Below are 25336 nucleotides of genomic sequence, written 5' to 3'. Positions count from 1 at the left end.
CAGCTCCCACAGGGGTAGAGGATTGCCATTGATAGCCTGTACACCAGCGATTGTGTGGGAGCTGGCTTGCCAGCGATGAGGTCGGTCAGTCCACCGCCAACGCCTTGGCCAGGCGTTTGGCCCGCGCGCCCGCCGCCAGTTGCATGACCGACTGATCGCGCTGCCACATCGCCGCCCACTCAGGATCGCCGTTGCGCAGGGCCTGATCGACTTCCGTTTTAAGCCCGTCGAACTGCGCAAACAAACCACCGAGCAACACATGCCCGGCGGGATTGTTCGGCGGCTGGCGACTGACTTCCGCGCAACCGGCCAACAGCGCCAGCAGGCGCAATTGCAGCGGCTGCGGCCAGCCGCTGTCCTGACCGACGCCGTACAACCACGCGGTCATTGCGCTCAAAACGTATACGTCTTCAAGGGTGCGGAACGGTTTGACGTAAGCATCCCAACCGTCCCCGGCAAGTAACTCACACAACGCATCGTCGAGATGCAGCCGACCATGGCTGATGTCCGGCATCAACGGCAGCGCCGGGAGTTTTTCCACCCGCACGCCGGGTTCGCCGGGATACACCACCGCCAGGCTCAGGCGCGGTGATTCGCCGGGTTGCTCACTGCGGGCAGCAATCAGCAGCCAGTCCGCCGCATCGCCGGCAGTGACGAAATCCTTTTGCCCGGTGAGGCGCAGATCCGTGAGCCGGGTCTGCATGTTCGCCGGGCGCAGGCTGCGCTGCTCGGTCGCACACAACGCCCCGAGGCTCGGCGGCGCGCTCGGCCAGAGCATGCGCAGCGCCGCCTGATAACCCACCAGAAACGCCAGCCCCGGCGTCGCCATCCGCCGCCCTCCCGCCACCGCCAGTTCGAACGGCGTCACGCTGCCCAGTTGCTGCAGCAACGTGGCGAAGCCCTCCGCCAGATCGGCAACGGCGGGCAGGCGTTCGCGGCATTCCAGCAGGGTCGACCAGGTCATCAGAGGCTCCTCGTGGGCTGTCATATAAGCATCACCAAACATTCATGGCGATGACACCGGGGCTACATAGCCTGACTTTGCACAACACGGCTGCATAAAGAAAGTCGATCGGCTGCAACCCATGACGGGTTCAAGGCCCGTACGGAGATTCACATGACTCAGATCGCCCGCATCAGCGACACCGGCAATGAACGCCGCCTGCAAGCCGAACGCCTGATCGGCGCCGAGGCCTTGCAGCAAGCCCAGGCCTTGCGCTTCAACGTGTTCAGCGGCGAGTTCAACGCCAAGCTGAACGGCGCGGAGCTGGGTCTGGACATGGATGACTATGATGTTCACTGCAGCCACATCGGCGTGCGTGACCTGAACACCGGCCGCCTGGTGGCGACCACCCGTTTGCTCGATCACACCGCCGCCAGCAGCCTGGGCAAGTTCTACAGCGAAGAAGAATTCAGCCTGCACGGCCTCGCCGGTCTGCAAGGCCCAATCCTGGAAATCGGCCGCACCTGCGTCGACCCGGCCTACCGCAACGGCGGCACCATCGCCGTGCTGTGGGGCGAACTGGCCGAAGTCCTGAATCAGGGCGGCTACAGCTACCTGATGGGTTGCGCGAGCATCCCGATGCAGGACGGCGGTGTACAGGCCCACGCGATCATGCAGCGTCTGCGCGAACGTTATCTGTGCACCGAACACCTGCGCGCCGAGCCGAAGAATCCGCTGCCGAGCCTCGACATTCCGTCGAACGTGATCGCCGAAATGCCGCCGCTGCTCAAGGCCTACATGCGCCTGGGCGCGAAGATCTGCGGCGAGCCGTGCTGGGACGAAGATTTCCAGGTCGCCGACGTGTTCATCCTGCTCAAGCGCGACGAACTCTGCCCGCGCTACGCCAAGCACTTCAAGGCGGCCGTGTGATGGGCCGGCTGCGGGTGTATGCGCGGATCGCGCGAGTGCTGCTGGTGGTGACGCTGGGCTTGAGCATGGCCAGTGTCTTCGGGGTTTTCGAACGTCTGGGGCTGGCCCATTCGATGGAGCGTCGGCAGCGCTGGTCGCGTTTTTTCATGGCGCGGTTGAGCAATGCCCTGCCCTTTCGCGTGACCGTGCATGGCGAGCTGCCGAAACAGCCGATGCTGTGGGTCAGCAACCATGTGTCGTGGACCGACATTCCGCTGCTCGGCATGCTCACGCCGCTGTCGTTTCTGTCCAAGGCTGAAGTGCGCACCTGGCCGGTGGCCGGTTGGCTGGCGGCGAAGGCCGGCAGCCTGTTCATCCGTCGCGGTTCGGGCGACAGCCAGTTGATCCGCAAGCAGATGACCCGTCACCTGCAAACCGATCATCCGCTGCTGATGTTCCCGGAAGGCACCACCACCGACGGCCGTTCGCTGCGCACCTTTCATGGTCGCCTGCTGTCGGCGGCAATCGATTCCGAGGTGAAGCTGCAACCGGTGGCGATCCGTTATCTGCGCGACGGCAAGATCGATTCGCTGGCACCGTTCATTGGTGACGATGATCTGCTGTCGCACCTGATGCGCCTGTTCAGCAACGATTGCGGCGATGTCGAGATTCATCTGCTCAAACCGATTGCCTGCCAGGGCCGGGAGCGCGCGGCATTGGCGTACGAGGCCCAGCAAGCGGTGCAGAAAGCCTTGTTCGGTGATGTGCTCAAACCGGTCGAAGCGCAACACGCCCGCGATCTGATCGCCGCCTGATCGGCGACATCTATCTACAGCTGCCGGCCGGCAAAGTCCTGCAGCTGTGGGTAGAACAAACGAAAGTCCTCGCTCAACGGTTCATACAACCGGCGCAATTCCTCCATCGCCCCCGCCAGTTCTTCAGGCCGGGTCAGGCGCCGGGAGATCCCGCGTAATACCTGCTCCAGCACTTCGAACTCCTGATACGAGCCCAACCAGTCATTGGCCACCATGTGCGGGGCGATCCTCGCCAGGCGCTCGGGCAATTGCCGCTCGCTGGACAGCACGCGGTAAACGTCGGTGGTGAATTGGCCCAGCGGCCGGTCGGCGTACTGCGTCCAGTCCCGCGCCAGGCAATGGTCGAAAAACACATCGAGGACAATGCCCGCGTAACGGCGGCGGGTCGTGGAAAACCGCGCCAGTGAGGCATCCACCAGCGGGTGGCGATCGGTGAACACGTCGATCTGCCGGTGCAGGGCAATCGCCGCTTCGATCTCCGGGTCGAACTGCCCTTGCAGCCGCCCTTTGACGAAGTCGCCATACAGACTGCCGAGCAGTTGACCGGGGCGCTGGCCACCGAGGTGTAAATGTGCGAGATAGTTCATGGGCGCAGCTTAGCACCGCGCCCGCGTTTGTTTACACCTCACATATCGTTATAACCCGATATACCGATTTATGCGGTCATCAGATCAAATTCATATTGGTATATCGCGAAGTACCGATTTAAAGTTCGCCTCATCGCGATATAGCGCTACACACATCACGAGCACCCAGCCATGAACATTGACCTCGACGAAATAATAAAAGCCCTGGCACACCCAGTACGGCGAGACATCCTCAACTGGCTGAAAGACCCGAAAGCCCAGTTTCCGGAACAGATCCACAACCACGAGTACGGCATCTGCGCCGGGCAGATCGATCAACGCTGCGGCCTGTCGCAATCGACCGTCTCCGCCCACCTGGCCACCCTGCAACGGGCCGGGCTGATCAGCAGTCAGAAAGCCGGCCAGTGGCACTTTTTCAAACGCAACGAGGACGTGATCCAGGCGTTCCTCAGCACCCTCAGCAAAGAGCTCTGACCCTTAACGTCAGCCAGCCAAAAGGATCCAACGATGCCCCTCTCGCTTCTCATACTCGCCTTGAGCGCCTTCGCCATCGGCACCACCGAGTTCGTCATCATGGGCCTGCTGCCCAATGTGGCGGCTGACCTCGGTGTGTCGATTCCCGGTGCCGGCTGGCTGGTGACCGGCTACGCCCTGGGCGTGGCGATTGGTGCACCGTTCATGGCAATGGCCACTGCAAAACTGCCGCGCAAGGCTGCACTGGTTACGCTGATGGGCATTTTCATTATCGGCAACCTGCTCTGCGCCATCGCCACTGACTACAACGTGCTGATGTTCGCCCGAGTCGTCACCGCTCTGTGCCACGGTGCGTTCTTCGGCATCGGTTCGGTGGTCGCGGCCAATCTGGTGGCACCGAACAAACGCGCTTCGGCCGTAGCCCTGATGTTCACCGGCCTGACCCTGGCCAACGTGCTGGGCGTACCGCTGGGCACCGCCCTCGGTCAGGAAGCCGGCTGGCGCTCGACCTTCTGGGCAGTGACCGTAATCGGTGTGATCGCGCTGATCGGCCTGATCCGCTTCCTGCCGGCCAAGCGTGACGAAGAAAAACTCGACATGCGCGCCGAACTGGCCGCGCTCAAGGGCGCCGGCATCTGGCTGTCGCTGAGCATGACCGCGCTATTCGCCGCCTCGGTGTTCACGTTGTTCACCTACGTCGCACCGCTGCTGGGCGATGTCACCGGTGTTTCGCCCCGTGGCGTGACCTGGACCCTGATGCTCATCGGCCTGGGCCTGACTGTCGGCAACATCATCGGCGGCAAACTGGCTGACAAGGGCCTGGCCGCGACGCTGATCGGCGTGTTCATCGCCATGGCCGTGACCTCCACCGTCCTGACCTGGACCAGCATCGCGCTGATCCCGACCGAGATCACCCTGTTCCTCTGGGCCACCGCGTGCTTCGCCGCCGTGCCGGCCCTGCAAGTGAACGTCGTGACCTACGGCCAGGCCGCACCGAACCTGGTGTCGACCCTGAACATCGGCGCCTTCAACGTCGGCAACGCCCTCGGCGCCTGGGTCGGCGGCAGCGTCATCGCCCACGGCTACGGCCTGACCAGCGTGCCTCTCGCCGCCGCAGCACTCGCGGTCCTGGCCCTGCTGGTGACCCTGATCACATTCCGCCAGAACGGCAATCCCGAGCTGGCCACCGCTAACTGATTCACTCACTTACCTCACGAGGGTTGTATCTCATGGCAACAATTTTCGATCCGATCAAACTGGGCGACCTCGAGCTGTCCAACCGCATCATCATGGCGCCGCTGACCCGCTGCCGCGCCGACGAAGGCCGCGTACCGAACGCGCTGATGGCCGAGTACTACGTACAACGCGCCTCGGCCGGCCTGATCCTTAGCGAAGCCACCTCGGTGACCCCGATGGGCGTCGGCTACCCGGACACCCCGGGCATCTGGTCCAACGACCAGGTGCGCGGCTGGACCAACGTGACCAAAGCCGTTCACGCCGCCGGCGGCAAGATCGTCCTGCAACTGTGGCACGTCGGCCGGATCTCCCACCCGACGTACCTGAATGGCGAAACGCCGGTTGCACCGAGCGCCATCCAGCCAAAAGGCCATGTCAGCCTGGTTCGCCCGCTGGCCGACTATCCAACCCCGCGTGCGCTGGAAACCGCTGAAATCGCCGACATCGTCGACGCTTACCGCGTCGGCGCGGAAAACGCCAAGGCAGCCGGTTTCGACGGCGTGGAAATCCACGGCGCCAACGGCTACCTGCTCGACCAGTTCCTGCAAAGCAGCACCAATCAGCGCACCGACATCTACGGCGGCTCCCTGGAAAACCGTGCCCGCCTGCTGCTGGAAGTGACTGACGCTGCGATCGAAGTCTGGGGCGCCGGCCGTGTCGGCGTACACCTGGCACCACGCGCCGACTCCCACGACATGGGTGACGACAACCTGGCCGAAACCTTCACCTACGTCGCCCGCGAACTGGGCAAGCGTGGCATCGCCTTCATCTGCTCCCGCGAGAAAGAAGGCGCCGACAGCCTCGGCCCACAACTGAAAGAAGCCTTCGGCGGCGCGTACATCGCCAACGAACGCTTCACCAAGGACAGCGCCAACGCGTGGCTGGCCGAGGGCAAGGCTGACGCCGTGGCATTCGGTATCCCGTTCATTGCCAACCCGGACCTGCCGGCCCGTTTGAAGGCCGATGCGCCGCTGAACGAACCGCACCCGGAAACCTTCTACGGTAAAGGCGCGGTCGGCTACCTCGACTACCCGACCCTGTAAGCCACACCGCAGAACCACAAAAGCCCCCGACTCGTGAGAATCGGGGGCTTTTTATTGGTCGCCGGACGGGTGACTCGCTCACATTCGTTCACAGGCTCGACACAAAATCCCTACAAAATACGTAGCTCGCTACATATCAACCCGCACCGCAGAGGTATATAAAAGCATCCCATTGCAGCGAGGCGAGTGAACAGGGATCTTCACCCTCCTCCGTCATTGACACAAACTGATCCAACAACGAATTTTGTTTCATTTGCGCAGGCTGGGGCTCCAGCGCAGCATGTCCAGCCCGGTATCGACCCAGCGCTCGGCCTCGGCGTACAGCTCGAAGCTGTCCGGCGCCAGGAGCCATCCATAAAGGAGGCCGTCGATATAGGCGTGAATGCTGATGGCTGCCCGGGCGGTGTCGAGGTCTGCCGGCAACTGCCCACGATTGACTGCATTACTCAATGTCAGCGCGATCCGCACATTGCAATCCAGGCTGGCGGTCCGGCGCTGCTGGCGCAGGTCGCACATTTCATCGGTGAACTCGCACTTATGAAACAGAATTTCTTTGATACGTCGGGTCTTCGGGTCCAGCGCAACTTGATGAAACAAATGAATCAGCAATTGGCGCATGCAGCCCAGCGGATCGGGTTCGTCCTCGCTTTCGCTGGCCTTGGCCAGTTCGTCCAGCGGCTCATGCAGGGTATCGAGCATGGCTTGCAACAGATCGGCCTTGTTGCTGAAGTGCCAATAGATCGCACCGCGCGTCACCCCGGCCAGAGTCGCGATATCCGACAGGGTCGTGCGAGCCACGCCCCGCTCATAGAAGGCTTTTTCGGCCGCTTCGAGAATCTGGCTGCGCGTTTCCTGAGCTTCCTCTTTGGTACGACGAACCATGGCAGTAAAACCTCAAACAGGATGTTTCAGGGATGGCTGAATATCCGCTGAATAAAAAAGGGTCGATCTCTCGCGGATCGGCTCCCCGGCCTACAATTTCAGACCTTGCGACGACTTTTGTAACAGGGTGGATACGACGCCAAGGTGTTTACAAACAACCATGAACGTAAGTATATTCATTAGCAAGCTACTTATCCACCCGGTAACCCTTTTTTACCCTTCCACACTTCTTGTGCGCTTTTCGCGCGCCTGACCCGAGGATCTTCATGCAATTCAAGCCAGCTGTTACCGCTCTGGTCACTGCCGTCGCCCTGGCATCGCTGCTCAGCGGATGTAAAAAGGAAGAGGCGGCTCCCGCCGCACCACCTCCTCAGGTCGGCGTCGTCACCCTGCAACCACAAGCCTTTACCCTGACTTCCGAATTGCCGGGCCGCACCAGCGCGTTCCGCATCGCCGAAGTTCGTCCGCAGGTCAACGGCATCATTCTCAAGCGTCTGTTCAAGGAAGGCGCCGATGTCAAAGCCGGCCAGCAGCTGTATCAGATCGATCCGTCGGTCTATGAAGCGACCCTGAAAAGCGCCGAAGCCAACCTGCGTTCGACCAAGTCGATCTCCGACCGCTACAAGCAACTGGTCGACGAGCAGGCCGTCAGCCGTCAGGAATACGACACCGCCGTGGCCAACCGCCTGCAATCGGAAGCGTCGTTGCAGACCGCACAGATCAACGTGCGTTACACCAAGGTCTACGCACCGATCTCCGGTCGTATTGGCCGCTCTTCGGTGACCGAAGGCGCGCTGGTCAGCAACGGACAGGCCGACGCGATGGCCGTGATCCAGCAACTGGACCCGATCTACGTCGACGTCACCCAGTCCTCGGTCGAATTGCTGGAACTGCGCCGCGAACTGGAAAGTGGCCGCCTGCAAAAGGCTGGCGACAACGCCGCTGCGGTCAAGCTGACCCTGGAAGACGGCAGCCAGTACAAGCTCGACGGTAAGCTGGAATTCTCCGAAGTGTCGGTCGATCAGACCACCGGTTCCGTGACCCTGCGCGCCGTGTTCCCGAACCCGGATCACACCCTGCTGCCAGGCATGTTCGTCCACGCACAGTTGCAGGCCGGTGTGAACAGCGCCGCGATCCTCGCACCGCAGCAAGGCGTGACCCGCGACCTCAAAGGCACCCCGACCGCACTGGTCGTCGGCCCGGACAACAAGGTCGAACTGCGTCAGCTCAAGGCCAGCCGTACTGTCGACAGCCAGTGGCTGATCGAAGACGGCCTGAAGGCCGGCGATCGCCTGATCACCGAAGGGCTGCAATTCGTCAAACCGGGTGTTGAGGTCAAACCGACCGAAGCGACCAACGTCGGCAACAAGAACCCGGCCCCCGCTCAGGCAGCTGACAAAGCCGCCGGCGGCAAAGGGGAGTAATCCATGTCAAAATTTTTCATCGACCGTCCGATTTTCGCCTGGGTAATTGCCCTGGTGATCATGCTGGTCGGGGCACTTTCGATCCTGAAACTGCCGATCAACCAGTACCCGAGCATTGCGCCACCGGCCATTGCAATCTCCGTGACCTACCCGGGTGCTTCGGCACAGACGGTTCAGGACACCGTGGTGCAAGTGATCGAGCAGCAGCTCAACGGTATCGACAACCTGCGTTATGTGTCCTCGGAAAGTAACTCCGACGGCAGCATGACCATCACCGCGACCTTCGAGCAAGGCACCAACTCCGACACCGCGCAGGTTCAGGTCCAGAACAAGCTGAACCTGGCCACCCCGCTGCTGCCGCAGGAAGTGCAGCAACAGGGTATCCGCGTGACCAAGGCAGTGAAGAACTTCCTGCTGGTGATCGGCGTGGTGTCGCGTGACGGCAGCATGACCAAGGACGACCTGTCCAACTACATCGTGTCGAACATGCAGGACCCGATCTCGCGGACCGCCGGTGTCGGTGACTTCCAGGTCTTCGGTGCCCAGTACGCAATGCGCATCTGGCTCGACCCGGCCAAGTTGAACAACTTCAACCTGACCCCGGTCGACGTGAAAACCGCGATTGCGGCGCAGAACGTCCAGGTGTCGTCCGGTCAGCTCGGTGGCTTGCCTGCCGTGCAGGGCCAGCAGCTGAACGCCACGATCATCGGCAAGACCCGTCTGCAGACTGCCGAGCAGTTCAAAGAGATTCTGCTCAAGGTCAACAAGGACGGCTCGCAGGTTCGCTTGAAAGACGTCGCCGACGTCGGCCTGGGTGGCGAGAACTATGCGATCAGCGCCCAGTTCAACGGCAGCCCGGCTTCCGGTCTGGCGGTGAAACTGGCAAACGGCGCCAACGCTCTCGACACCGCCAAGGCACTGCGCAAGACGATTGACGACCTCAAGCCGTTCTTCCCGCAAGGCATGGAAGTGGTGTTCCCGTACGACACCACCCCGGTGGTGACCGAGTCGATCAAAGGTGTGGTTCACACCCTGGTCGAAGCGATTGCGCTGGTGTTCCTGGTGATGTTCCTGTTCCTGCAGAACTTCCGCGCCACCGTCATCACCACGATGACCGTGCCGGTGGTACTGCTCGGTACATTCGGCATCCTCGCGGCGGCCGGCTTCAGCATCAACACCCTGACCATGTTCGGCATGGTGCTGGCCATCGGTTTGCTGGTGGACGACGCCATCGTTGTGGTGGAAAACGTCGAGCGGGTGATGAGCGAAGAAGGCTTGTCACCGAAGGAAGCGACCAAAAAATCCATGGGCCAGATCCAAGGCGCCCTGGTCGGTATCGCCCTGGTGCTGTCGGCGGTATTGCTGCCGATGGCGTTCTTCAGCGGCTCCACCGGTGTGATCTACAAGCAGTTCTCGATCACCATCGTGTCGGCCATGGCCTTGTCGGTACTGGTCGCGCTGATCTTCACCCCGGCGCTGTGCGCCACCATGCTCAAGGCGATTCCGCACGGTGAGCACGGCACGCCGAAAAAAGGTTTCTTCGGCTGGTTCAACCGCAATTTCGACCGTGGCGTCAACAGCTACGAGCGCGGTGTCGGCAACATGTTGTCGCGCAAGGCGCCGTATCTGCTGGCCTACCTGCTGATCGTGATCGGCATGATCTGGCTGTTCACCCGCATTCCGACCGCGTTCCTGCCGGAAGAAGACCAGGGCGTTCTGTTCGCCCAGGTGCAGACGCCAGCCGGTTCCAGTGCCCAGCGCACTCAGGTGGTGGTGGATGAAATGCGTGAATTCCTGCTGCGTCCGACCAAGGATGGCGGTGAAGGCGACGCAGTCGCCTCGGTGTTCACCGTGACCGGCTTCAACTTCGCCGGCCGTGGCCAGAGCTCGGGTATGGCGTTCATCATGCTCAAGCCGTGGGACGAACGTAACGCCGACAACAGCGTGTTCAAACTCGCCGCCCGCGCCCAGCAGCACTTCTTCAGCTTCCGCGATGCGATGGTGTTCGCCTTCGCCCCGCCGGCCGTACTGGAGCTGGGTAACGCCACCGGTTTCGACGTGTTCCTGCAGGACCGCGCCGGTATCGGTCACGAGAAGTTGATGGCTGCACGCAACCAGTTCCTCGGCATGGCCGCGCAGAGCAAGGTGCTCACGCAGGTCCGTCCGAACGGTCTGAACGACGAGCCGCAATTCCAGCTGGAAATCGATGACGAGAAGGCCAGTGCCCTGGGCATCACCATCTCCGACATCAACAACACCCTGTCGATTGCATTGGGCAGTAGCTACGTCAACGACTTCATCGACCGCGGTCGGGTGAAGAAGGTGTACGTGCAGGGCCGGCCAGATTCGCGCATGAGCCCGGAAGACCTGAAGAAGTGGTACGTGCGTAACGCCTCCGGCACCATGGTTCCTTTCTCCGCGTTCGCCAAGGGCGAGTGGATCTACGGTTCGCCAAAGCTGGCGCGTTACAACGGCGTTGAAGCGGTCGAGATCCTTGGTGCCCCGGCGCCGGGTTATTCCACCGGTGAAGCGATGGCCGAAGTCGAGGCGATCGCCAAGAAGCTGCCGGCCGGTGTGGGTATCTCGTGGACCGGTCTGTCGTATGAAGAACGACTCTCCGGCTCGCAGGCTCCGGCGCTGTACGCCCTGTCGCTGCTGATGGTGTTCCTGTGTCTGGCGGCGCTGTATGAAAGCTGGTCGATTCCGATCGCGGTCATGCTCGTGGTACCGCTGGGGATCATCGGTGCGCTGATGGCCACCAGCCTGCGCGGTCTGTCGAACGACGTGTACTTCCAGGTGGGTCTGTTGACGACCATTGGTCTTGCGGCTAAAAACGCCATTCTGATCGTCGAGTTCGCCAAGGAATTGCACGAGCAGGGACGAAGTCTGCGCGATGCGGCCATCGAAGCCTGCCGCATGCGTCTGCGACCGATCATCATGACGTCGCTGGCCTTCGTCCTCGGTGTTGTACCGTTGGCTATCTCCACCGGCGCAGGCTCGGGCAGTCAACACGCGATCGGTACCGGCGTGATTGGCGGTATGCTCACCGCAACGATCCTGGCGATTTTCTGGGTTCCACTGTTCTTCGTCACTGTGTCGTCCATGGGTCAGCGCAAAAACGCCGGCAAGGATGACGCCATAGAAACTCCTAAAGAGGCTGGCCAATGAGCAAGTCGCTACTCTCCATCGCAGTCGCCGCCTTCGTGCTGAGCGGTTGCTCGCTGATACCGGATTATCAGCAGCCGGAAGCACCGGTGGCCGCGCAATTCCCGCAGGGCCCGGCGTACTCGCCGGCCCAGGCACCGGCACAGGCCGCTGCCGAGCAGGGCTGGAAGCAGTTTTTCCACGACCCTGCCCTGCAGCAGCTGATCCAGGTGGCCCTGGAAAACAACCGCGACCTGCGTGTCGCGGCGCTGAACATCGACGCCTATGCGGCTCAATACCGCATCCAGCGTGCTGATCTGTTCCCGGCCGTGTCGGCCAATGCCAGCGGCAGCCGTCAGCGGGTTCCGGCCCGTGCGTCGCAGACCGGCGAGTCGAGCATCACCAGCTCCTACTCCGCCACCGTCGGCATCAGCGCCTACGAACTCGACCTGTTCGGTCGGGTTCGCAGCCTGAGCGAACAAGCGCTGCAACAATACTTCGCCACCGAAGAAGCGCGCCGCAGCACCCAGATCAGCCTGGTGGCAAGCGTGGCCAACGCCTACCTGACCTGGCAGGCCGACAAGGAACTGCTCAAGCTGACTCAGGACACCCTCGGTGCCTTCGAGGAAAGCTACAAGCTGACCAGTCGCAGCAATGAAGTCGGTGTGGCCTCGGCGCTGGACCTGGCGCAGTCGCGCACCTCGGTCGAGAACGCCCGGGCACAACTGGCGCGTTACACCCGCCAGGTGGCCCAGGACGAAAACAGCCTGACCCTGCTGCTCGGCACTGGCATCCCGGCCAACCTGCAAGCGGCCAAGCCGCTGTCGGATGACCTGCTGGCCGATGTGCCGGCCGGTCTGCCGTCGGATCTGCTGCAACGTCGTCCGGACATCCTGCAGGCCGAGTACAACCTGAAGGCCGCCAACGCCAACATCGGCGCAGCCCGTGCAGCGTTCTTCCCGAGCATCAGCCTGACCGCCAACGCGGGCAGCCTGAGCCCGGACCTGTCCGGCCTGTTCAAGGGCGGTTCGGGCACGTGGCTGTTCCAGCCGCAGATCAACCTGCCGATCTTCAACGCCGGCAGCCTGCGCGCCAGCCTCGACTACGCCAAGATCCAGAAGGACATTGGCGTGGCGAACTACGAGAAGTCCATTCAAACGGCCTTCCAGGAAGTCGCCGACGGCCTGGCCGCACGCCAGACCTACACCGAGCAGTTGCAGGCACAGCGTGATTTCGTTCAGGCCAACCAGGATTACTACCGCCTGGCCGAGCGTCGCTATCGCATTGGCGTCGACAGCAACCTGACCTTCCTTGATGCCCAGCGTCAGCTGTTCAGCGCACAACAATCGCTGATCACCGACCGCCTCGCGCAGCTGACCAGTGCGGTCAACCTGTACAAGGCCCTGGGCGGTGGCTGGAATGCGCAGACCGCGCAGAACGAGCCGCTCAAAGAAGAAGCGCCGAAGATGAAGCTGTTCTGATCATCTGCTGAATACAAGACGCCCACCGTTTGGTGGGCTTTTTGTTGCCCGCAAATCTTGCGTTCGATAATCGCCCAAATTCCACTTTCGCCGATTGAATCGCCTCGCCCGCGCCCCGCACCATTCGAGCCACAAAACCAATAACAACAGGTTCGACACCATGCTCCCGCGCCCTGCTCCTCCCGGCTGATCGCCGCCGCTTCGCCCCCTGATTCCATTGAATTCCTGCGCCTCAGAAAACGGCCGCAGCGCTCCCGTTCGCCCAAAAAAACAAGAGAGACCCGAGCCCATGACAACCTCCCCTGCGCCCTACGCACTTCCCGGTCTGATCGCCCTCGCCCTCGCCGGCATCGCGCTGCCCGCTGCGGCTGAAGAAGCCGGTTTTATCGACGGGGCCAAGGTCAACCTGAACCTGCGCAACTTCTACATCAACCGCAACTTCACCAACCCGACCAAGGCTCAGGGCAAGGCTGAAGAGTGGACGCAGAACTTCATCCTCGACGCCAAATCCGGTTTCACCCAGGGCACCGTCGGGTTCGGCATGGATGTGCTGGGGTTGTACTCGGTGAAGCTCGATGGCGGCAAAGGCACCGGTGGCACGCAGTTGTTGCCGCTGGATCATGACGGACGCCCGGCGGACAACTTCGGCCGCACCAACGTCGCGTTCAAGGCGAAGCTGTCGCAAACCGAAGTGAAGGTCGGCGAGTGGATGCCGGTGTTGCCGATCCTGCGCTCGGACGACGGCCGCTCGCTGCCGCAGACCTTTCGCGGCGGCCAGATCACCTCGAAGGAAATCGATGGCCTGACCCTTTACGGCGGCCAGTTCCGCGCCAACAGCCCGCGCGACGACAGCAGCATGAGCGACATGTCGATGACCGGCAAAGCCGCGTTCACCTCGGATCGCTTCAACTTTCAGGGCGGCGAATACGTATTCAATGACAAGCGCACCCAGATCGGCCTGTGGAACGCCGAACTCAAGGACATCTACAGCCAGCAATACATCAACCTGATCCACAGCCAGCCAATCGGCGACTGGACCCTGGGGGCCAACCTCGGTTTCTTCTATGGCAAGGACGACGGCAGCGCCCGCGCCGGCGAGCTCGACAACAAGACCTGGTCGGGGATGTTCTCGGCAAAATACGGTGGCCACACCTTCTACGTCGGCCTGCAGAAACTCACCGGCGACAGCGCCTGGATGCGGGTCAACGGCACCAGCGGCGGCACCCTGGCCAACGACAGCTACAACGCCAGTTACGACAACGCGCAGGAACGCTCCTGGCAGGTCCGCCACGACTACAACTTCGTCGCCCTCGGCGTTCCCGGCCTGACCCTGATGAACCGCTACATCAGTGGCGACAACGTCCACACCGGCACCATCACCGACGGCAAGGAATGGGGGCGCGAATCGGAACTGGGCTACACCGTGCAGAGCGGCGCGCTGAAGAACCTGAACGTCAGATGGCGTAACTCGACCATGCGCCGCGACTTCAGCAACAACGAGTTCGACGAGAACCGCCTGATCGTCAGCTATCCGATCAGTTTGCTGTGACTGTGACAACGGCGCTCCCGGCGAGCGCCGTCTTTGACCGCTGGTCATTTGAGTCTGGCAAGCCACCAGGACCCGGTTACATTTAAGCGGTACTTTTTATTCTCCAGCCTGCAGTAGGAGCCATTTACCTTCCGTTATCTCCGGATGCTGTACGCGAAGCACACCTTGACCATGGAGGTCAGGTATGAAAAAGCGAATAGTGATCGTCGGTGGCGGCGTAGGCGGAACCATGCTGGCCAATCAATTGGTCGGCAAGCTGTATCCCGAAATCCTGCGTGGCGAAGTCTCGATCATCCTGCTGTCGGAATCCCCCGATCATTACTACAAACCTGCGTTCATGTACGTGGCGTTCAACCTGTTTTTCAAGGAAGAACTCAAACGCCCGGAACGCTCATTGTTGCGACCTGAAATCGACTTTCAGGTTGAAAAGGTCATACGGTTCGACTTCAACAACCAGCGCCTCAAAACCCATAGCGGCAAGTTTTTTGTCTACGACTTTCTGGTCATCGCCACCGGTTGTGTGCCCGCTCCGGAACGCATCGAGGGGTTGAAAGAGGTCGGCGACCATTTCTATCAATACGAACCGGCGCGCCAACTGGCGCAACGTCTGAGCACGATTGAAAAAGGTCGGATTTTCATTACCGTGTCTTTTCCGCAGACTCCCAATGTGCCGCACCAATGCGGTATTGCTCCGGTAGAAACGACACTCATGCTGCATGATTTTCTGTGTCGTCGGGGTGTTCGCAAGAACGTGGAGATCATCTACACCTACCCGACTACCGCCCAGCTGTTGCGCAACTGTCTGTTCCTGCAACGCCCGACCGGAGAGATCCTGCCGGGCATTTTCGACAAAGCGGGCATCCAGTATCGGCGCGGTTTCACCCTGAGCCAGGTCGATCCCGACGCAAAAATCGCCTACTCCCATGAAGGCGCGGACGAACAGTTCGACATCCTGATGGCAACCCCGCCGATCCGCGCCGTGGATGCGGTGCTGGAATCCGGAATTTCCCAGGCGCCCAACAACGAAGGCTGGTTGCCGACCAACCACGAAACCCTGCAGGTCTATGGCCTGGACGGGGTCTATGTGATCGGCGACACCGTTGACCTGCCGGTGAGCAAGGCCGGTGGAGCCTGCCATAACCAGGCACCGGTGATCGCCAACAACATCGCCGCCGAAATCCGTCTGGGGCACCCCATCAGTGCCTATGACGGTCGCGTTCAGGCCGTTGCGCAAATGGGCCTGAATGCCGGAATGCCGCTTTGGTACAACTATCGGAGCGATGTACTGCCGACGCCACCGACCAAGCTTGGCGGCCTGCTGCGCAACAGCTTCAATCGCGGTCTGTACTGGGCGGTGGCCCGAGGAATGCTTTGACCCTGCACAGGGAGGAGTGATTGCTGATGAAAGAGTCTGAAGCCCCGTCGGCCACACCCGGCTACACCGCCCTGATGGCCAGACTGCAACCGTTGATCGACGCTGGACGGCTGGAAAACATTGTCGACCTGCTGTCCCTGCTGTCGGATCTGGTCGACCTGTTGGATGAAGCCATGGTGGAGAAGCTGTCCTTGCTGGTCGAACAGGCGGCAGCCGGCAGTTGGGAGATGGCCAATGCTCTGCGTCTGGCGAAGGCTGAAGTGGCCGCGCAACACCAGCCACCAAGCGTCGTTGCACTGCTCAAACTGTTGAACGACAGCGATACACGCAAAGGAGTAGCCGTTGTCTTGAAAGCGCTCAACGTCATCGGAAGACAACTTTAACTCGCCAGAGAGGATCACCTCATGAGCGTAAAACTCGAAACGCCGGGCAAGCCCTGCTCCGACTGGGACGCCAAGGCGTACCAGCAGTTTTCCCGCCTCAGGCAACAACCGGTCGTTGAATTGCTCGGCCGCGTAGACCTGGACAATCCTCAGCGCATTTATGACCTCGGTTGCGGCACCGGGATTGCCACGCAACTGTTGGCCGAACGCTGGCCGGGGGCGCAGTTGCGGGGCATCGACAGTTCGGCACAGATGCTCGATCAGGCACGCAGCCTGCCGATCAAGGCGTCGTGGCAGCATTGCAACCTGCTCGACTGGCAACCCGAACAATCGGCCGACCTGCTGCTGGCCGCAGCCGTGCTGCACTTTATCGACGACCATGAGCAACTGCTGCCCCGTCTGCTCAGCCACATAAACCCCGGTGGATGCCTCGCCGCGCACATGCCGGACTGGCGCGATGCGCTGTGGTATCAGCTGATGCTCGACACCCTCAACGATGCCGGACCCTGCGGTCGCCCCATCGGCACTGCACAATTGCGCCAGCGCATGGCCGCGCGGCCGTTGTTGTCGCTGGAGGATTACTACCGGTTGCTGGCCCCGCTGACCCAGTCACTGGATATCTGGGAAACCGAGCAGTTGCAGGTGGTCGACGGTAAATCGCCGGTTTATGACTGGGTGAAGGTGTCGGCGCTGCGGCCGGTGATGCAGGGGCTGACGTCAGAGGAACAGGCGCGCTTCATTTATCACTACCTGATGCGGGTGCATGCGCATTATCCGCAGGAGGAAAATGGCCATACGTTGTTTGCGTTCAAGCGGATTTTCATTGTTGCCAAGGTGTGATTTTCAAAGGATCGCAGCCAGTTGAAGACTGCGATCCCTTGAGTTCAACGATCACTCGCGGGATTCGGTACCCAGCTCATCCCACACCGACTCGGCCAGATGAAAGGTCGCATTCGCCGCCGGAATCCCGCAGTAGATCGCGCTCTGCATGATCACTTCCTTGATCTCGCCACGGCTCACGCCATTGTTGGCCGCCGCCCGCAGGTGCAACTTCAGTTCACCTTCGCGGTTCATGCCGATCAGCATGGCGATGGTGATCAGGCTGCGGGTGTGGCGTGGCAGGCCCGGGCGGGTCCAGATGTCGCCCCAGGCGTGACGGGTGATCATCTCCTGGAACTCCGAGTTGAACTCGGTCAGCGTGGTCAGGCTGCGGTCGACGTGAGCATCGCCGAGCACCGCGCGGCGCACTTGCATGCCGTCGTCGTAACGTTGTTTCTCGTCCACGGAAATCCCCTCAATCGGCCAGCAAAAAGGTCAGCACGCGGTCGCTGAACGCGTCACCGGCCTGAACGTTGGAAAGGTGCGCCGCATAGAACTCGGCGTACTCGGCGCCGCGCACGTGTTCCTGAATGAAATGCCCGCCGGACGGTGGCGTCACCGCATCTTCGGTACCGGCGATCACCAGCAGCGGCGCCTTGATCGACGCCAACTGCTCACGGAAATCCGCATCGCGTACCGCTGCGCAGTTGGCGGCGTAACCTTCAGGATGGGTCGCGGCCAGCATGTCGGTGATCTGCTTCGCGGCTGCCGGATTGGCTGCCGAAAAGTCCGGGGTAAACCAGCGGGCAATCGATGCATCGCGCAACGCGACCATCGCCGCCGGACCGTCGCGCAGCACGGTTTCGATGCGCGGATTCCACACCGACGGATCGCCGATTTTCGCCGCCGTGTTGCAGACGATCAGTTTGTTCAGACGCTGGCCGGCATTGATCCCCAGCCACTGGCCGATCAGGCCGCCCATCGACAGCCCGCAGAAATGCGCGCGTTCGATGTGCAGCGCATCCAGCAGCGCCAGCACGTCGCGGCCCAGTTGCTCGATGCTGTAAGGGCCCGGCGTCACCAGCGACTGGCCATGCCCGCGAGTATCGAAACGCAGCACGCGAAAATGTCCGGTGAAGGCCGGCATCTGCACGTCCCACATGTGCAGGTCGGTGCCCAGCGAGTTGGACAGCACCAGCACCGGCGTATCGACCGGGCCTTCCAATGTGTAATGCAGTTCGCCATCGGCGAGTTGAACGAAAGCCACAGCCCTCTCCTTTCAGTCAGACAATGCGTTGTGTTCGGCCACTGCCCGCTCGACCCAGACCTGTGCCTGACCGAGGTAATGGGCGGGATCGAGCAGATGATCCAGTTCGGTTGCGCTCAGTTCGGCGGTCACCTGCGGCTCGTCACCGAGGACCGCTCGCAGATGACGCTGTTCGGCCACCGCCCGTTTGCAGCATTGCTCGAGCAGATGATGCGCGGTGTCGCGGCCGACCCGTTGCGCAAGCACGATGCTCACTGCTTCGGCCAGCACCAGACCTTGAGTCAGTTCCAGGTTGCGGGCCATGCGCGCGGCATCGATCTCCAGACCATCGGCCAGCAGCCGCGCCTGTTGCAGCGCGCCGGACACCAGGCAGCAGATCTCCGGCAGGGTTTCCCATTCGGCGTGCCACAAACCGAGACTGCGTTCGTGCTCCTGGGGCATGGCGCTGAACAGCGTCGACACCAGCCCCGGCACCCGGGTCGCCGCACCGATCAACACCGCCGCGCCCACCGGGTTGCGCTTATGCGGCATGGTCGAAGAACCGCCCTTGCCCGGCGCCGACGGCTCGAACACTTCCGCCGCTTCGGTCTGCATCAACAGGCTGATGTCGCGGCCGAATTTGCCAAGGCTGCCGGCGATCAGACCAAGTACCGCGCCGAACTCGACGATGCGATCACGCTGGGTGTGCCAGGGTTGTTCCGGCAGGGTCAGATTCAGTTCTTCGGCCAGCGCCTGGGCGATCGGCAACGCCTGTTCGCCGAGCGCCGCGAGGGTGCCGGACGCGCCGCCGAATTGCAGCACCAGCAGTCGCGGTTTGAGCTCGCGCAGACGCTGACGGCTGCGCGTGATCGCGCCGAGCCAACCGGCGATCTTCATGCCGAGCGTCACCGGCGTCGCATGTTGCAGCCAGGTACGTCCGGCCAGCGGCGTCGCGGCGTGGCGCTGCGCCTGAGTGGCGAGGGAGTCAGCCAGTTGCACCAACTCCCTTTCAATCAATTCCAGCGCCTGACGCAATTGCAGCACCAACCCGGAATCCATCACGTCCTGGCTGGTGGCGCCCAGATGCACGTAACGCTCGGCTTCGGCATCGGTCGCGGCGATCTGTTTGCCCAAGGCCTTGACCAGCGGAATCGCCGAATTGCCGGCCGTGGCAATCGCCTCGCCCAATGCCGCGAAATCAAACAGCCCAGCGCGGCAGGCATTTTCAATCGACGCGACAGCACTCGCCGGAATCAACCCGACCCGCGCTTCGGCCCGGGCCAGCGCCGCTTCGAAGTCGAGCATCGCCTGCACTCGGCCCTGATCGCAGAACACGTCGCGCATATCGCGGGCAGTAAAGTAGGCATCGAACAATTGATTGCCCGGTCGCTGAGTCATAAACAGTCCTTGCCGGCGCGGGCCGTTGTGGCCCGCGCGCATCGGTTTAAAGGTCGTGGTGCAAATACTTCGCTTCTTTGGGCAGGCGCAGGCTGAACAGGAACGCCACGGCCATCATGATCGTGACATACCAGTAGAACGCGTTTTCCATTCCACCAGCCTTGAGGCTCAGGGCCACGTATTCTGCCGAACCGCCGAAGATCGCATTCGCTACCGCGTAGGCCAGGCCGACGCCGAGGGCGCGGACTTCCGGCGGGAACATCTCGGCTTTCACCAGACCGCTGATCGAGGTGTAGAAACTGACGATCGCCAGCGCCAGGGTGATCAGCACGAAAGCCAGGAACGGGCTGCCGACACTTTTCAGGCTGAGCAGGATCGGCACCGTGAACAACGTGCCGAGGCCGCCGAACCAGAGCATCGAGTTACGCCGGCCGATCTTGTCGGCGAGCATGCCGAACAGCGGCTGCATGCACATGTACAGGAACAGCGCGCCGGTCATGATGTAGCTGGCGGTCTTGGCATGCATGCCGGCGGTGTTCACCAGGTACTTCTGCATGTACGTGGTGAAGGTGTAGAAAATCAGCGAGCCACCGGCGGTGTAGCCGAGCACGGTGATGAACGCAGCCTTGTGGTCGCGGAACAGCGCACTGATGCTGCCGGCGTCCTTGTGCTCACGCGTTTCCTTGTTGGTGGTTTCTTTCAGCGAGCGACGCAGGAACAGCGAAATAAGCGCCGCTACCGCCCCGACCACGAACGGGATCCGCCAGCCGTAGGCACGCAATTCTTCTTCAGAAAGGAACTGTTGCAGGATCACCACCAGCAGCACCGCCAGCAGTTGCCCGCCGATCAGGGTCACGTACTGGAACGAGGCGAAGAACCCGCGCTGGCCCTTGAGCGCGACTTCGCTCATGTAGGTCGCGGTGGTGCCGTACTCACCGCCCACCGACAGGCCTTGCAGCAGACGCGCGAACAACAGCAGCAGCGGCGCCCAGACGCCGATGTCCTTGTAGGTCGGCAGACAGGCGATCAACAACGAGCCGAAGCACATCATCAGGATCGAGATCAGCATCGAGTTCTTGCGCCCGTGCTTGTCCGCGACCCGGCCGAAAATCCAGCCGCCGATCGGTCGCATCAGGAACCCGGCGGCGAACACGCCTGCCGTGTTGACCAGTTGCACCGTGGGGTTGTCGGAGGGGAAAAACGCCGGGGCGAAGTAGATCGCGCAGAAAGCGTAGACGTAGAAGTCGAACCATTCGACGAGGTTGCCGGACGAGGCACCGACAATGGCAAAGATGCGCTTGCTGCGCTCTTCACCGGTGTAATGGGAGGTGGTGGTTGTCATTGTTTTTTCACTCGATAGGGACAGTGAGAGTCTAGACACACTTCGCAACAGTCCCGTTCCGCATTGGATCACCAACCAGACCCGATCTCTGATCGTTCCCACGCAGAGCGTGGGAACGATCAGTATCCGGTTCAATAATCGAAGAACACCGTCTCGGCATCAGTGCCCTGCAGAATCACATTCCACTGATAGACACCCGCCGCATCCGGCTTCGCCAGCAACGTATCGCGGCGTTCGGCCGGTACGCATTCGAGCAGCGGATCATTGACGTTCGCCGGATCGCCCTCGAAATAAATCCGCGTCAGCAAGTGCTTCACCAGCCCGCGCGCAAACACCAGCACCACCAGATGCGGCGCCTGGGTCGTGCCTTTCAGGCCTTCGACCGTGCCCGGCTTGATGGTGGTGAAACGGAAGCGCCCATCGGCATCTACTGGCACCCGGCCGAAGCCTTCGAAATTCGGGTCGAGCGGTTTGGCCTGCTCGTCTTCCGGGTGATCGTATTTGCCGGCGGCGTTGGCCTGCCAGACTTCGAGCATGGCGTCGTTGACGACGTCGCCGTTGCCGTCCACCACTTGGCCGGTGATCGCCACGCGCTGACCGAGGGTCAGTTCGTTGGCCAGGTTTTCACGGTTCAGCCAGGTCAGGCCGATGTGGTAATACGGCCCGACGGTGTGGGACGTGGTCGCAGTCAGGGTCATCTCATTTCTCCATCGGCGTGGCTTCGCGGCCGCGCAGCACGATGTCCCAGCGATAAGCGAGGGCGTAGGACGGAATGGTTTTTTCCAGATCGAAAGCGGCGATCAGGCGTTCCTTGGCCGAGGTGTCCGGCACACAGTTGTAGATCGGGTCGTAGGCCAGCAGCGGATCGCCCGGGAAATACATTTGCGTGACCAGACGGGTCAGGATGCTCGGCCCGAACAGCGAGAAATGCACATGCGCCGGGCGCCAGGCGTTGTGGTGGTTGCCCCACGGATAAGCGCCGGGCTTGATGGTCTGGAACTGATACCAGCCGTCGGCGTCGGTCACGGTGCGACCGGTGCCGGTGAAATTCGGATCCAGCGGTGCATCGTGCAGGTCACGGGCGTGGTTGTAGCGACCGGCGGCGTTGGCCTGCCAGATCTCCACCAGAATCCCCGGCACCGGTAGACCGTCTTCGTCGAGCACGCGCCCGTGAATGATGATCCGCTCGCCGAGGGGTTCACCCTGATGCTGGGCGGTCAAATCGTTGTCGGTATCGGCCACACGCTCGGCGCCGATGGTCGGGCCGGTGATTTCCGACAGCGAATGCGGCAGGAACACCAACGGCTTGGACGGCGAGCGCAGATTGGTGGATTGATAGGTCGGATGCAGGTACGGCGGCTGGGTGCCTTCCTGCGGGCGGCGGTAACCAGGCTTGTCAGTCATTTCGCTTTCCTCTGTTCTTTTTCGTCACGGCTTGCGTCAGACGCGTTCGATGGCCAGGGCCAGACCCTGGCCGACACCGACGCACATGGTCGCCAGACCTTTCTTGCCACCGGATTTTTCCAGCTGATGCAGCGCGGTCAGCACCAGTCGCGCACCGCTCATGCCCAACGGGTGGCCCAAGGCAATCGCGCCACCGTTCGGGTTGACCTGGGCCGCGTCGTCCGCCAGCCCCAACTCGCGTAATACCGCCAGACCCTGGCTGGCAAACGCTTCGTTGAGTTCGATCACATCGAAATCGCTGACCGCCACGCCGAGGCGTTCGGTGAGTTTGCGCACCGCCGGCACCGGGCCGATGCCCATCACCCGTGGCGCGACCCCAGCGCTGGCCATACCGAGCACTTTGGCGCGAGCGGTCAGGCCGTGTTTTTTCACCGCTTCCGCCGAGGCCAGAATCAGCGCGGCGGCACCGTCGTTGACGCCTGAAGCGTTGCCGGCGGTGACTGTCTTGTCCGGGCCGTTGACCGGTTTCAATTTGGTCAGGGCTTCAAGCGTGGTGTCGGCGCGAGGGTGTTCGTCCTGGCTGACCACGGTTTCGCCCTTCTTGTGGGCGATCCGCACTTCGACGATTTCCTCGGCGAAGTAGCCGGCAGCCTGGGCAGCGGCCGTACGTTGCTGACTGCGCAGGGCGAAAGCGTCCTGATCTTCGCGCGACACTTTATAGTCGTCGGCGACGTTGTCGGCGGTCTGCGGCATCGCATCGACGCCGTACTGCGCCTTCATCAACGGGTTGATGAAACGCCAGCCGATGGTGGTGTCTTCCAGCTTCATGTTGCGCGAGAACGCCGCATCAGCCTTGCCCATCACGAACGGTGCGCGGGACATCGACTCGACGCCACCGGCAATCGCCAGCTCCATTTCACCGCTGGCGATGGCGCGGAACGCGGTGCCGATGGCATCCATGCCCGACGCGCAGAGGCGATTGAGGGTGACGCCCGGCACGGTCTCCGGCAGACCGGCCAGCAGCAGCGCCATGCGCGCCACGTTGCGGTTGTCTTCACCGGCCTGGTTGGCGCAGCCGAGGAATACCTCGTCGATGGCGCTCCAGTCCACCGACGGATTGCGCTCCATCAGGGCCTTGATCGGCACGGCGGCCAGGTCGTCGGCGCGAACCGCCGCCAGACCGCCACCGAAACGACCAATGGGGGTACGAATCGCATCGCAGATATAAACGTCACGCATCATGCTTCTCCCGGTGCCTGGCCGTGGGCCGCTGCGGTGCGCGCTTCGAGATCGCGCAGCGCAGTCAGTTCGACTTCGGTCGGTTCAGCGGTGGTTGCAACGCTGTCGGCAAAACGGATCGGCCAACCGGTGGCGGCGACCACTTGCTCGCGAGTCACGCCCGGGTGCAGTGCGGTGACCACGAACTCGTGGGTGCCCTCTTCCGGCTCCATGATGCACAGGTCGGTGATGATCCCGACCGGGCCGGCACCCGGCAGGCCCAGACGTTTGCGCGAATCGCCGCCCTCGCCATGGCCGACCGAGGTAATGAAATCGAGCTTGTCGACAAACGAACGCGCCGACTGTTTAAGGATGATCAGCACGCTCTTGGCAGAACCAGCAATTTCCGGCGCGCCACCGGCACCCGGCAGGCGTACTTTCGGCTGGTGATAGTCGCCGACCACAGTGGTGTTGATGTTGCCAAAACGGTCGACCTGGGCTGCACCGAGGAAACCGACGTCGATGCGCCCGCCCTGCAGCCAGTAGCGAAAAATCTCACCGGTCGGCACAACAGTGTCCGCGGTTTCTGCCAGTTCGCCGTCACCGATCGACAGTGGCAATACGCTGGGTTTGGCGCCGATCGGGCCGGATTCGTAGATCAGCACTACGTCCGGCGACGAGGTCAGGCGCGCCAGGTTGGCGGCTTTCGACGGCAGGCCGATGCCGACGAAGCACACCGAGCCGTTCTGCAGGCGACGGGCCGCGGCAACGGTCATCATTTCGTTGGTGGTGTAAGTCATTACTTGGCCTCCGAAGCAGCGGCCAACTTGGCCTGGAACTCGCTGAAGTCAGCGCAGCCATGGATGTATTCGTTGATCCACGCGGTAAACGTCTCACGGTCGCGGGCGATCGGATCCCACGCCTGATAGAAGCGGTTGTCACGCTCGGTGTAACCGTGGGCGTACGACGGATGCGCGCCACCGGGTACATGGCAGACCGCGCTCAAGGCCCAGGTCGGCAGCACGCAGGCGTTCATCGGCGCGTTGAGGTTGTCGACGATTTCTTCGACGGTGACGATGCAGCGTTTGGCGGCCAGTGCGGCTTCTTTTTGCACACCGAGAATGCCCCACAGCAGCACGTTGCCCTGACGGTCGGCTTTCTGGGCGTGGATCACGGTCACGTCCGGGCGCACCGACGGCACCGCCGCCAGCACTTCACCGGTGAACGGGCAAGTCACGGATTTGATCAGCGGGTTGACCTTCGGCAGGTCGGAACCGGCGTAGGCCCGCAGCACCGCGAACGGTAAGCCGGAGGCGCCGGCGACGTAGGCATTGGCCAGGTCGGCATGGCTGTGTTCTTCGATTTCCAGCGCATGCGGCCATTGCTTCTCGACCGCGTCGCGCAGACGGTGCAGCGAACCCACGCCAGGGTTGCCGCCCCAGGAGAAGATCAGCTTGCGTGCACAGCCGGCGCCGATCAGTTGGTCGTAGATCAGGTCAGGCGTCATCCGCACCAGGGTCAGATCTTTCTTGCCCTGACGAATGATTTCATGACCCGCCGCCGTAGGGATCAGGTGAGTGAAGCCTTCGAGCGCGACGGTATCGCCGTCGTTGACGAATTGCTTCACCGCGTCGTGCAGCGAAAGGATCTCAGCCATGGAGCGG

General features: G+C 62.0%; 24 protein-coding genes. 12 read left to right on the top strand and 12 right to left on the bottom strand.

Translation table 11 applies throughout. The annotated features are described in order from the left end of the window. Positions 1 to 85: 85 nt before the first annotated feature. On the bottom strand, positions 86 to 964 hold the full coding sequence (locus tag CAF77_RS20540) for an acyl-CoA dehydrogenase family protein (RefSeq protein WP_064382982.1): 879 nt from the start codon (positions 962 to 964) through the stop codon (positions 86 to 88). Positions 965 to 1117: 153 nt separating this feature from the next. Here CAF77_RS20540 and olsB point away from each other — a divergent pair, with 153 nt between their 5' ends. Continuing rightward, the gene (olsB, locus tag CAF77_RS20535; RefSeq protein WP_007957877.1) at positions 1118 to 1873 is read left to right on the top strand and encodes an L-ornithine N(alpha)-acyltransferase; all 756 of its coding nucleotides are present in this window, start codon (positions 1118 to 1120) and stop codon (positions 1871 to 1873) included. Beyond that, complete coding sequence (locus tag CAF77_RS20530; protein ID WP_064382980.1) at positions 1873 to 2667, top strand: 1-acyl-sn-glycerol-3-phosphate acyltransferase; 795 nt, start codon at positions 1873 to 1875, stop codon at positions 2665 to 2667. The genes olsB and CAF77_RS20530 overlap by 1 nt, the downstream gene beginning before the upstream one ends. A 14-nt stretch (positions 2668 to 2681) precedes the next feature. Here the strand turns inward: CAF77_RS20530 and CAF77_RS20525 are convergent, their stop codons facing one another. Then, positions 2682 to 3254 carry an ACP phosphodiesterase gene (locus CAF77_RS20525; RefSeq protein WP_064382979.1) on the bottom strand — a complete coding sequence of 191 codons (573 nt, stop codon included), beginning with the start codon at positions 3252 to 3254 and terminating at the stop codon, positions 2682 to 2684. A 171-nt stretch (positions 3255 to 3425) separates the two neighbouring features. Here CAF77_RS20525 and CAF77_RS20520 point away from each other — a divergent pair, with 171 nt between their 5' ends. Genes CAF77_RS20520 through CAF77_RS20510 form a run of 3 tightly spaced genes read left to right on the top strand, consistent with a single transcriptional unit; the run spans position 3426 to position 6007 of the window. Continuing rightward, a complete protein-coding gene (locus CAF77_RS20520; protein WP_007957866.1) occupies positions 3426 to 3728 on the top strand; it encodes a helix-turn-helix transcriptional regulator in 303 nt (100 codons plus the stop codon). A 33-nt stretch (positions 3729 to 3761) separates the two neighbouring features. Continuing rightward, complete coding sequence (locus CAF77_RS20515; RefSeq protein WP_011332833.1) at positions 3762 to 4925, top strand: MFS transporter; 1164 nt, start codon at positions 3762 to 3764, stop codon at positions 4923 to 4925. Positions 4926 to 4957: 32 nt separating this feature from the next. After that, the gene (locus CAF77_RS20510; RefSeq protein ID WP_064382977.1) at positions 4958 to 6007 is read left to right on the top strand and encodes an alkene reductase; all 1050 of its coding nucleotides are present in this window, start codon (positions 4958 to 4960) and stop codon (positions 6005 to 6007) included. Positions 6008 to 6256: 249 nt separating this feature from the next. Here CAF77_RS20510 and CAF77_RS20505 read toward each other — a convergent pair whose 3' ends face one another. Beyond that, the gene (locus CAF77_RS20505; RefSeq protein WP_064382974.1) at positions 6257 to 6889 is read right to left on the bottom strand and encodes a TetR family transcriptional regulator; all 633 of its coding nucleotides are present in this window, start codon (positions 6887 to 6889) and stop codon (positions 6257 to 6259) included. Between the two features lie 266 nt (positions 6890 to 7155). On the opposite strand from CAF77_RS20505, the gene emhA reads away from it, so the two are divergent. The 7 genes from emhA to CAF77_RS20470 all read left to right on the top strand — a co-directional run bounded on the left by emhA (position 7156) and on the right by CAF77_RS20470 (position 17085). After that, positions 7156 to 8313 carry an efflux RND transporter periplasmic adaptor subunit EmhA gene (gene emhA, locus CAF77_RS20500; protein ID WP_085655643.1) on the top strand — a complete coding sequence of 386 codons (1158 nt, stop codon included), beginning with the start codon at positions 7156 to 7158 and terminating at the stop codon, positions 8311 to 8313. Positions 8314 to 8316: 3 nt separating this feature from the next. After that, complete coding sequence (gene emhB, locus CAF77_RS20495; protein WP_064382970.1) at positions 8317 to 11481, top strand: efflux RND transporter permease subunit EmhB; 3165 nt, start codon at positions 8317 to 8319, stop codon at positions 11479 to 11481. Next, a complete protein-coding gene (emhC, locus tag CAF77_RS20490; protein ID WP_064382967.1) occupies positions 11478 to 12938 on the top strand; it encodes an efflux RND transporter outer membrane subunit EmhC in 1461 nt (486 codons plus the stop codon). The genes emhB and emhC overlap by 4 nt, the downstream gene beginning before the upstream one ends. Before the next feature lie 289 nt (positions 12939 to 13227). Beyond that, entirely contained in the window at positions 13228 to 14487 is a 1260-nt protein-coding gene (locus CAF77_RS20485) for an OprD family porin (RefSeq protein WP_064382966.1), read from the top strand. 184 nt (positions 14488 to 14671) lie between these two features. Continuing rightward, positions 14672 to 15862 carry an FAD/NAD(P)-binding oxidoreductase gene (locus tag CAF77_RS20480; protein WP_064382964.1) on the top strand — a complete coding sequence of 397 codons (1191 nt, stop codon included), beginning with the start codon at positions 14672 to 14674 and terminating at the stop codon, positions 15860 to 15862. Positions 15863 to 15888: 26 nt separating this feature from the next. Next, the gene (locus tag CAF77_RS20475) at positions 15889 to 16245 is read left to right on the top strand and encodes a DUF1641 domain-containing protein (protein WP_064382962.1); all 357 of its coding nucleotides are present in this window, start codon (positions 15889 to 15891) and stop codon (positions 16243 to 16245) included. Positions 16246 to 16266: 21 nt separating this feature from the next. Beyond that, on the top strand, positions 16267 to 17085 hold the full coding sequence (locus CAF77_RS20470) for a methyltransferase domain-containing protein (protein ID WP_064382961.1): 819 nt from the start codon (positions 16267 to 16269) through the stop codon (positions 17083 to 17085). Positions 17086 to 17136: 51 nt separating this feature from the next. On the opposite strand, the gene pcaC is transcribed toward CAF77_RS20470, so the two are convergent. From pcaC to CAF77_RS20425, 9 genes are all read right to left on the bottom strand, one after another. Beyond that, complete coding sequence (gene pcaC, locus CAF77_RS20465) at positions 17137 to 17529, bottom strand: 4-carboxymuconolactone decarboxylase (RefSeq protein ID WP_011332825.1); 393 nt, start codon at positions 17527 to 17529, stop codon at positions 17137 to 17139. A gap of 10 nt (positions 17530 to 17539) precedes the next feature. Continuing rightward, positions 17540 to 18331, bottom strand: a complete 792-nt coding sequence (gene pcaD, locus CAF77_RS20460; RefSeq protein WP_064382960.1) for a 3-oxoadipate enol-lactonase — start codon at positions 18329 to 18331, stop codon at positions 17540 to 17542. 12 nt (positions 18332 to 18343) lie between these two features. Beyond that, on the bottom strand, positions 18344 to 19708 hold the full coding sequence (locus CAF77_RS20455; protein ID WP_085655642.1) for a 3-carboxy-cis,cis-muconate cycloisomerase: 1365 nt from the start codon (positions 19706 to 19708) through the stop codon (positions 18344 to 18346). A gap of 46 nt (positions 19709 to 19754) precedes the next feature. Further along, positions 19755 to 21050 (bottom strand): MFS family transporter, encoded by a 1296-nt coding sequence (locus CAF77_RS20450; RefSeq protein ID WP_064382958.1) that lies wholly within the window; start codon positions 21048 to 21050, stop codon positions 19755 to 19757. A 131-nt stretch (positions 21051 to 21181) separates the two neighbouring features. Next, positions 21182 to 21748: a protocatechuate 3,4-dioxygenase subunit alpha gene (gene pcaG, locus CAF77_RS20445; RefSeq protein ID WP_011332821.1), complete on the bottom strand. Its 567-nt coding sequence runs from the start codon at positions 21746 to 21748 to the stop codon at positions 21182 to 21184. Position 21749: 1 nt separating this feature from the next. Beyond that, a complete protein-coding gene (gene pcaH / locus CAF77_RS20440; protein WP_011332820.1) occupies positions 21750 to 22454 on the bottom strand; it encodes a protocatechuate 3,4-dioxygenase subunit beta in 705 nt (234 codons plus the stop codon). 36 nt (positions 22455 to 22490) lie between these two features. Then, complete coding sequence (gene pcaF / locus CAF77_RS20435; protein ID WP_170929006.1) at positions 22491 to 23696, bottom strand: 3-oxoadipyl-CoA thiolase; 1206 nt, start codon at positions 23694 to 23696, stop codon at positions 22491 to 22493. Further along, positions 23693 to 24472 (bottom strand): CoA-transferase subunit beta, encoded by a 780-nt coding sequence (locus tag CAF77_RS20430; RefSeq protein WP_064382956.1) that lies wholly within the window; start codon positions 24470 to 24472, stop codon positions 23693 to 23695. Before CAF77_RS20430 ends, pcaF begins: the two co-directional genes overlap by 4 nt. Further along, entirely contained in the window at positions 24472 to 25329 is an 858-nt protein-coding gene (locus CAF77_RS20425) for a CoA transferase subunit A (protein WP_003222404.1), read from the bottom strand. The genes CAF77_RS20430 and CAF77_RS20425 overlap by 1 nt, the downstream gene beginning before the upstream one ends. Positions 25330 to 25336: the final 7 nt, after the last annotated feature.

Origin of the sequence: Pseudomonas sp. R15(2017), assembly GCF_002112685.1 — a bacterium.
In the GTDB taxonomy this organism is placed as follows: Bacteria; Pseudomonadota; Gammaproteobacteria; order Pseudomonadales; family Pseudomonadaceae; genus Aquipseudomonas; species Aquipseudomonas glycinae.
Note: the sequence above shows the minus strand (reverse complement) of the source record. Positions and strands in the feature narration are given on the sequence as shown.